Origin of the sequence: Microcoleus sp. PH2017_09_SFU_O_A (assembly GCF_020738625.1) — a bacterium.
Taxonomy (GTDB): Bacteria; Cyanobacteriota; Cyanobacteriia; order Cyanobacteriales; family Microcoleaceae; genus Microcoleus.
This window is the reverse complement of the sequence record NZ_JAEQCF010000017.1, coordinates 83,805-91,412: the sequence shown is the minus strand read 5'-3', so window position 1 is coordinate 91,412 and position 7,608 is coordinate 83,805. Positions and strand designations below refer to the sequence as shown.

At 45.4% G+C, this 7,608-nt stretch carries 6 protein-coding genes; 5 read left to right on the top strand and 1 reads right to left on the bottom strand.

Annotated features, from left to right (window positions below):
- Positions 1–1,386: 1,386 nt before the first annotated feature.
- Positions 1,387–1,986 carry a pentapeptide repeat-containing protein gene (locus JGK16_RS09410; protein WP_293176417.1) on the bottom strand — a complete coding sequence of 200 codons (600 nt, stop codon included), beginning with the start codon at positions 1,984–1,986 and terminating at the stop codon, positions 1,387–1,389.
- Between the two features lie 626 nt (positions 1,987–2,612).
- Between JGK16_RS09410 and purL the strand changes: the two genes are divergently transcribed.
- The 5 genes from purL (at position 2,613) to JGK16_RS09385 (ending at position 7,353) form a co-directional block, all read left to right on the top strand.
- Positions 2,613–5,195, top strand: a complete 2,583-nt coding sequence (purL, locus tag JGK16_RS09405; protein ID WP_293190316.1) for a phosphoribosylformylglycinamidine synthase subunit PurL — start codon at positions 2,613–2,615, stop codon at positions 5,193–5,195.
- A gap of 119 nt (positions 5,196–5,314) precedes the next feature.
- The gene (locus JGK16_RS09400) at positions 5,315–6,136 is read left to right on the top strand and encodes a formylglycine-generating enzyme family protein (RefSeq protein ID WP_363319617.1); all 822 of its coding nucleotides are present in this window, start codon (positions 5,315–5,317) and stop codon (positions 6,134–6,136) included.
- Between the two features lie 124 nt (positions 6,137–6,260).
- Complete coding sequence (locus tag JGK16_RS09395) at positions 6,261–6,476, top strand: hypothetical protein (protein WP_293176412.1); 216 nt, start codon at positions 6,261–6,263, stop codon at positions 6,474–6,476.
- A gap of 5 nt (positions 6,477–6,481) precedes the next feature.
- Entirely contained in the window at positions 6,482–6,886 is a 405-nt protein-coding gene (locus JGK16_RS09390; RefSeq protein WP_293176410.1) for a hypothetical protein, read from the top strand.
- A gap of 32 nt (positions 6,887–6,918) precedes the next feature.
- Entirely contained in the window at positions 6,919–7,353 is a 435-nt protein-coding gene (locus JGK16_RS09385; protein WP_293176408.1) for a hypothetical protein, read from the top strand.
- Positions 7,354–7,608: the final 255 nt, after the last annotated feature.

The window sequence follows — 7,608 nt, the reverse complement described above, 5'->3', positions numbered from 1 at the left end:
TGAAACTGTCGTATTCTTCGTGTCTGTCGCGGAGGAATCTGCTTTCACCTCCGCAGGCTTTGTCGTGTTTTTAGTTTCTGTGGCTGGAGAATCTGCTTTCACCTCCGCAGGCTTTGTCGTAGAAGTGGGAATTTCTGAAACTGTCGTATTTTTGGTTTCTGCCACTTCAGTACATTTACACTTTTCAGGAGTTGTGTCTGCTGTTGTTGCGTTGCTGTCGGGAATTTCGGAAGCTGTCGCTGTTGCGTTTTTGGTTTCTACTGTTGGAGAATCTGTTTTTGCCTCGATCAGATTTTTGGTATTAGTTGAATCTTCGGAAACTGTTGCAACTTTAGTCTCGGTAGCGGAGGAATTTGGTTTTATTTCGGCAGGAGTTGTCACAGAATTGGTAATGTCCGAAACAGTCCCATTTTTAGCTTCTGCTGTGAATGTGCTGGAGTCAGTTTTGAGGTTATTGGTAGTTTCTAATTTTGTGCTGTTGCCAGTAATTGGATCTATTGTGGAGGTTGTTGTTGCGTCTTTTTTAGGTAGAGTATCGATTGTCGTTCCGGGCTTTTCAATCAGTAAAGCGTCTATTTCTGTGGTTTTTATCGGTAACTCTGTGTTGCTTTCGACTGATAATTGCCTTTCCTTTAACAATTCTGGACAGATGTTGATCGTGTCTAATTCGCTTGGCTGTATGTTTTTTTCTGGGGGGGGAATGATAAGTGCTGGCAATGTTTCCTAACTGCGTCTTTTCTGTAATGTCAGGAATTATGGATGTGCTGGTAGTTGTGCTGGGGGTGAGCGAGTTGATTGATAACATTAGTTGCTTCCCTGATTTTTCAAATGTTAATGCGTTTCCTTGGACGTTCAAGGATAGTATTGACTTTTGTTTTTTGGAATTTATCAGCCAATGATTGAGTTTTATGCAGCGCGAATAAAAGCGCTACACTCAGCGTTAAACTGTCAGTTGCGCTCTGATGGTCGGCGCTCTGATGAAAGATGTTGATGAAAGATGTTTGTGCCGATCGCTCTTTTTTTGTTCGGCTGTTTTTGTTGCTTTGTTGAGCTTACTAATAACCGTTATAACGTGTCAATAGCTGTGTGGCATCTTTACGAAACTTTTACATATAGACGCTCTTTACATATATTGATAAAGAGCGCTGAAGCGCAACTACGTACCTATTTGTCTGATGACTATGCTCTTTACATATATTGATAAAGAGCGCTGAAGCGCAACTACGTACCTATTTGTCTGATGACTATGCTTTGATGGGTCGATCGCCTTTACCTACGCTCCTACCTCAATAATTGTCCAAAACTTAGAACTGTCACAAAACTTTAAAATCTTAAAGCTAGTACGATCGCCCTAACAAGCAAAAATAATTCATTCAATTGTGCAGCTTACCACGGCAAGCCTCGCGCATCGGAAAAATCAGCATCGAGAACCGCCCCCGGATCGAATATAGCGCCAGTTAAATCAGCTTTTCTAAACGACGTTACTGACAATTTTTCGATTTCTTCAACCGCGATAAAAAAGCCGATCGCACATAACCCCAAAATAACCCCAGAAACCAAAAATAAACCAATTCCCCTCAGAGTATCCCCGCCCAAAAATGTCACAATACCGTTAGCGCCGATCGCAGCAGCAGCCCCAGCTACAGCCCCCGCCACAATTCCCGCCTCGCCCCGAGTCGCAGCAATCGCCGTCGCAGCAGTCCCAGCCACAGCCACAGCCCCCGCATCCACCCCGCCAATCAGTCCAATCAAAGCCCCAGCAGCCGTCACTATCACCGCTGTCACCCCAGCCCTAGCAATCAATTTTTTTACTCGGCGGCGGCTTTGTCCGGTTCTGACGCCCTGAAAATTTGCCCCTCTCAAAATCGCCCCGGTGAAATTGCAGCCTCGAATGTCGCAACCGCTGAAGTTCGCCCCTGATAAGTCCAGCCCTTTAAATGAACGGTTCCGCAAGTTTTGGTTGGCAAAATTGAGATTTTGAGTCATAAGGAAGAGGGAAGAAGGAAGAAGGAAGAAGGAAGAAGGAAGAGGGAAGAGGGAAGAAGGAAGAGGGTTTGAGGAATTAAGAATATCTTAACTGTCGGGTGCGACTTCTTTAGCAGAAAATAAGATATATGTCAATTATTATCCGATATTTGGTAACTTCTCAGTTTCCCTGTACGATCGATCGCGTCCTAGGAACTCATCGGAGCCGCCAAAAACTGCTACGATCTTTGAGATTAAGTTGACAACAATGCAGCCCCTTCAATTCATGCTAGAAATTAAAATCTGAATGCTGTTATCCACAAACTCTGTCATCCTAGAAATTAGCATTAACAGTCCTGGATGCAAGAGTGGTCAGAAACCGGGTTTTTTACCGAAAAGATTTGGGTGCATCTGGCGCAAGACAAATATGTTTGTAGGGGCGAAGCATGACCGCAGTCAATATGGGATTATAACTAATAATTTATATGCGGTCATGCTTCGCCCTCCTCAAAAACCAGATGCACCCAAAGATTTCCTTCCAACCCTCAGATTAAATAAAAAACCCGGTTTCTTTGGTCTTGATACCTAAATCCCGATCGACAAAATCCCAAGTCGGGATGTAAAATCTACAAAACATCGCAATTATTATGCCAAACCTCCCATTTTCCCCCGAACAAATTGCCGCTGAAAGACTCAAACCCGAAGAATATGAAGAAATCGTTCAGCGTCTCGGCCGCCATCCCAATAAGGCTGAATTGGGAATGTTCGGCGTGATGTGGAGCGAACACTGCTGCTACAAAAATTCGCGGCCGCTATTAAAACAGTTTCCCACAGAGGGCGATCGCATTCTTGTCGGCCCTGGAGAAAATGCCGGCGTTGTAGACTTGGGAGATGGCTTGCAACTTGCTTTCAAAATTGAATCCCACAACCACCCGTCAGCAGTGGAACCTTTCCAAGGTGCTGCAACTGGCGTCGGTGGGATTCTCCGCGATATCTTTACAATGGGCGCTCGCCCGATCGCACTTTTGAATTCTCTACGTTTCGGCAATTTAGATGATAGCAAAACTCAGAGATTGTTCAAAGGTGTTGTATCGGGAATCAGTCACTACGGAAACTGCATCGGCGTACCCACGGTTGGCGGCGAAGTTTATTTCGATGCTGCTTATTCTGAAAACCCGCTAGTTAATGTCATGGCTTTGGGTTTAATGGAAACTCAAGAAATTGTTAAATCTGGCGCATCGGGAATCGGAAATCCTGTGCTTTATGTGGGTTCAACTACTGGCAGAGATGGCATGGGAGGCGCAAGTTTTGCTAGTGCAGAATTGACCGACAAATCAATGGATGACCGCCCAGCAGTCCAAGTAGGAGATCCGTTTCTCGAAAAATCCTTAATTGAAGCTTGTTTGGCAGCATTCAAAACTGGTGCTGTCGTCGCCGCCCAAGATATGGGCGCGGCAGGAATCACCTGTTCGACATCGGAAATGGCAGCCAAAGGTGGTGTCGGAATTGAATTTGATTTAGATAAAGTTCCGGTTCGAGAAAGCGGTATGGTTCCCTACGAATACCTGCTTTCGGAATCGCAAGAACGGATGTTGTTTGTCGCACAGAAAGGACGGGAACAGGAATTAATTGATATTTTTCATCGCTGGGGATTGCACGCCGTAGTCGCGGGGACAGTCATCGCAGAGCCGATCGTCCGAATTCTGTTTAAAGGCGAAATCGCTGCTGAAATTACCGCGACTGCTTTGGCAGATAATACGCCAATTTATCACCGCGAATTGTTAACGGAAGCGCCAGAATATGCTAGAAAAGCATGGGAATGGACGGCGGACAAGTTGCCGGAATGCACCGCAGCCGGTATCGAAGTTCAAGGTGATTTCCAAACTTGGAATCAGATTTTGCTGACTCTTTTAGATACTCCCACCATCGCTTCTAAACGCTGGGTTTATCGCCAATACGACCATCAGGTGCAAAATAATACTGTTGTTTTGCCGGGAGGCGCTGATGCTGCTGTGGTCAGATTGCGGCCTCTGGAACCATGTCAAAAAGAACCCCCCCAACCCCCCCTTGCTAAGGGGGGGCTACAAGAGGAAGAACCCGCCCTTACTAAGGCGACGCTACAAGAGGAAGCAGAAGCTATTCCCTTATTTAAGAAAGCACAAGGAAGAGAAACTGCCGAATTTTCTCCCCCCCTTGTAGGGGCGGTGCCCCCGTGCCCGCCCTCGCCAGGGGGGGTTATTCCCGGAGTTGCGGCGACGGTTGATTGCAATTCTCGCTATGTTTATCTCGACCCTTATGAAGGTGCAAAAGCCGTCGTAGCGGAAGCAGCGAGAAACTTAAGTTGTGTCGGTGCTGAACCTATTGCAGTTACGGACAATCTCAATTTTGGCAGTCCCGAAAAACCTGTAGGATATTGGCAGTTAGCATCGGCTTGTCGCGGGATTGCTGATGCTTGTCGCGAGTTGAAAACACCTGTGACTGGGGGTAATGTTTCTCTGTACAATGAAACGGTTGATTCTGATGGCAATCCTCAACCGATTTATCCAACTCCGGTAATCGGAATGGTGGGATTGATTCCAGATTTGACGAAGATTTGCGGTCAAGGTTGGCAAAAGAAGGGCGATTTAATTTATGTGTTGGGAATTGGAGCAAATAGTCAGGATGAACTGACCTTTTTTCAATCGGCTAATTCTGAATTGAAAACTGAAACTCCGAAGAAATCGGCTTTTGCTACTCTCGGAGGTTCGGAATATTTAGCGGCAGTTCACGGGATTGTAGCGGGGAAACCGCCAAGGATTAATTTTGAATTGGAAAGGAAAGTGCAATCAGTTTGTCGCGACGGTATTCGCAGCGGTTGGGTATGTTCGGCCCACGATGCTGCGGAAGGTGGAATTGCGATCGCCCTGGCGGAATCCTGCATCTCTGGTAAACTGGGTGCGGAAATCCATCTGGGCTTGAATTCGGCAAATGTTAGCCGTTGGGATGAAGTTTTGTTTGGTGAAATGGGCAACTGCATTATTGTTTCCATCGCGCCGGAAAATCAAGGAGTTTGGGAAGCTTACTTGCAAGAACATTTGGCTAAAATGTGGCAGAAAATCGGTGTAGTTGGGGGTGCTGACTCGCCTTTGCGGGTGTTGAGTGCGGATAATTTGGGGTTGATTGAGGTCGGGATGGGTGATATGGGCGATCGGTTCTATAATGCGATCGAGCGTCGAATTGGATCTGTTTGATGGCGAGCGATAAGTAGCGGTGGTTGAAAGTGCCTGGTTTCAACCACCGCTACACTGACAAAACCCGCCTGCGCGGGTTAAATTTCTACAATATCTTTTCTTCTTTAAAACCCACAATTATGAGAAATTTACAAACGTTTGATTTTGAAACAGTGACAGTTGATGTCCAGGGTAATATAACTAACCGTAAAGACAATCAAGCACAATTTATTAGCGAAGATTTAGGTGGCGGTGCAAGCTTAGAAATGATAGCAATCCCTGGAGGCAGTTTCCTGATGGGCTCCCCCACTGAGGAAGTAGGGAAAGAAAATATGGAAAATCCGCAACACAAAGTTAACATCAACACAAAGTTAACATCTCTCCTTTTTTTTATGGGCAAGTATGAAGTCACTCAAGAGCAGTGGCAAGCAGTGATGGAAAATAATCCATCTAAATTCAAAGGCGCGAAACGTCCTGTAGAAAAAGTAAGTTGGAATGATGCTGTGGAATTCTGCGAGAAACTTTCCCAAAAAACAGGCAAGACTTATCGCTTACCTTCGGAAGCCGAGTGGGAATATGCTTGTCGCGCGAGAACTAAAACACCTTTTCACTTTGGCGAAACAATTACCGCGGATTTAGTCAATTATAGTGGCTATCCCTATGGTTCTGCACAATGGGAACCTTCCCGCAAAGAAACAACGGATGTCGGGAGTTTTCCTCCGAATGCTTTTGGACTTTACGATATGCACGGGAATGTTAACGAATGGTGCAGCGATAGCGTGAATTTTAACTACAATGGCGCACCAAATGATGGAAGTTCTTGGGAAACTCACTCTGACTTGAGAGTTCTTCGTGGCGGTTCCTGGAAATGTCATGCGGTGAATTGTCGCAGTGCCTATCGCTCCGGGAATAGGGCAGGCGACGACGACAGAGGTTTTCGCGTTGCTCTTGTTTCTGGGTAGTCTCACTTGTAGGTGCGTCGCTATCAACAATCTACAAATCAAATTGACAATCTCACAGCGACGCACCCTACAAACACTGTTCACCTGCTATCATCAAGATAGACGCATCGTAGGAAAACAACCGATGACACTAACAGAATTACTCCCTACCATTAAAAAACTGTCTGCGATCGATAAACGAGAGTTAATCCGTATTCTTATGGCGGAAGAAGATATCAGTCAGAATATTTTTCCTTTGGAACCTTACAAGACTTACTACTTGCCAACTCCCTACAATACTTTTGGTGCTGGTACAGCTTTGATGCAGGCAATGAATCTGGCTAACAGCAACGAAAAGTGAGTATTATGCGATTTCAATACTCTACCAATCACCCCTCTCAAGATGAGTTTGACAGCTTACCGCGCATTCCCTTGATTCTGCACCACAATAACCAGAGAGTCGAAGTTGTTGGGTTAGTAGACAGCGGTGCAACAGTGAGTGTATTGCCTTACAAAATAGGAATTCAGCTTGGCTTAGTGTGGGATGACAGCAAAGCCATTATTCGACTGGCTGGTAACGTTGGTAATCAACCAGCGATGCCAGTATTTTTCATGGCTGAAATAGGGGAGTTTGCTCCGGTAAGATTAGTATTTGCTTGGGCAAAAAGTGATAGCGTATCATTGATTCTGGGACAGACAAATTTTTTCTTAGAATTTGACGTTCACTTTTATCGTTCTCGGCTTGAGTTTGATATTGAGCTGAAGCGTTAATTTCCACCATAATTTATTGGCACGGTAATTCTATGACTGCTACAACCGATCGCCCTTTAAAACATTTTTGCATAGAAGACCTGAAAAGTGCCGACCTCACAGGTATTTCTCTCATCCCTCAACCTTTAACCTTGCGTTTGGACTTTACTTTCGGAACCGGGATCTACGATACTGCGATCGAATTCTATCAACTCGTGCATCAGGTAATCTCTCAACCTGTCAACGCCGACTCAGAAGACTCTTGCTTCTGGGTAGGTAACGCAGAATTAAGACAACTGACAGAAGATAAAAGTCAAATTTTATCTGCTTTGTCCTATCCTTTTCAAAATCAAGAGGGTTTGGTTGAGACAGGTTCTTCAACTCTTTTCTACTTTCGGCTGGAAGGAGATATTTGTATCGAAGTAGTTTGCGGTAGTTACAAAATTTTTCAAGAATTGGAAGCGGCGGTTGAAACCGCGTCTAGATAAACAAAACCCGGAGGATGTGCGGGTTGAAGCCGTAGGGTGCGTCGCTATCAACAATCTACAAATCAAATCGACAATCTCGCAGCGACGCACCACATAATAGCAAGTGCATGGACTTAATCCGTAGGGTGCGTCGCATCGAAAATCTGCAATTTCGATCGACAATCTCGGAGCGACGCACCACACAATAGTAAGGTGCATCGCCATCTACAATCTGCAAGTTTCATCAAGAATCTCGCAGCGACGCACCCTACCAAT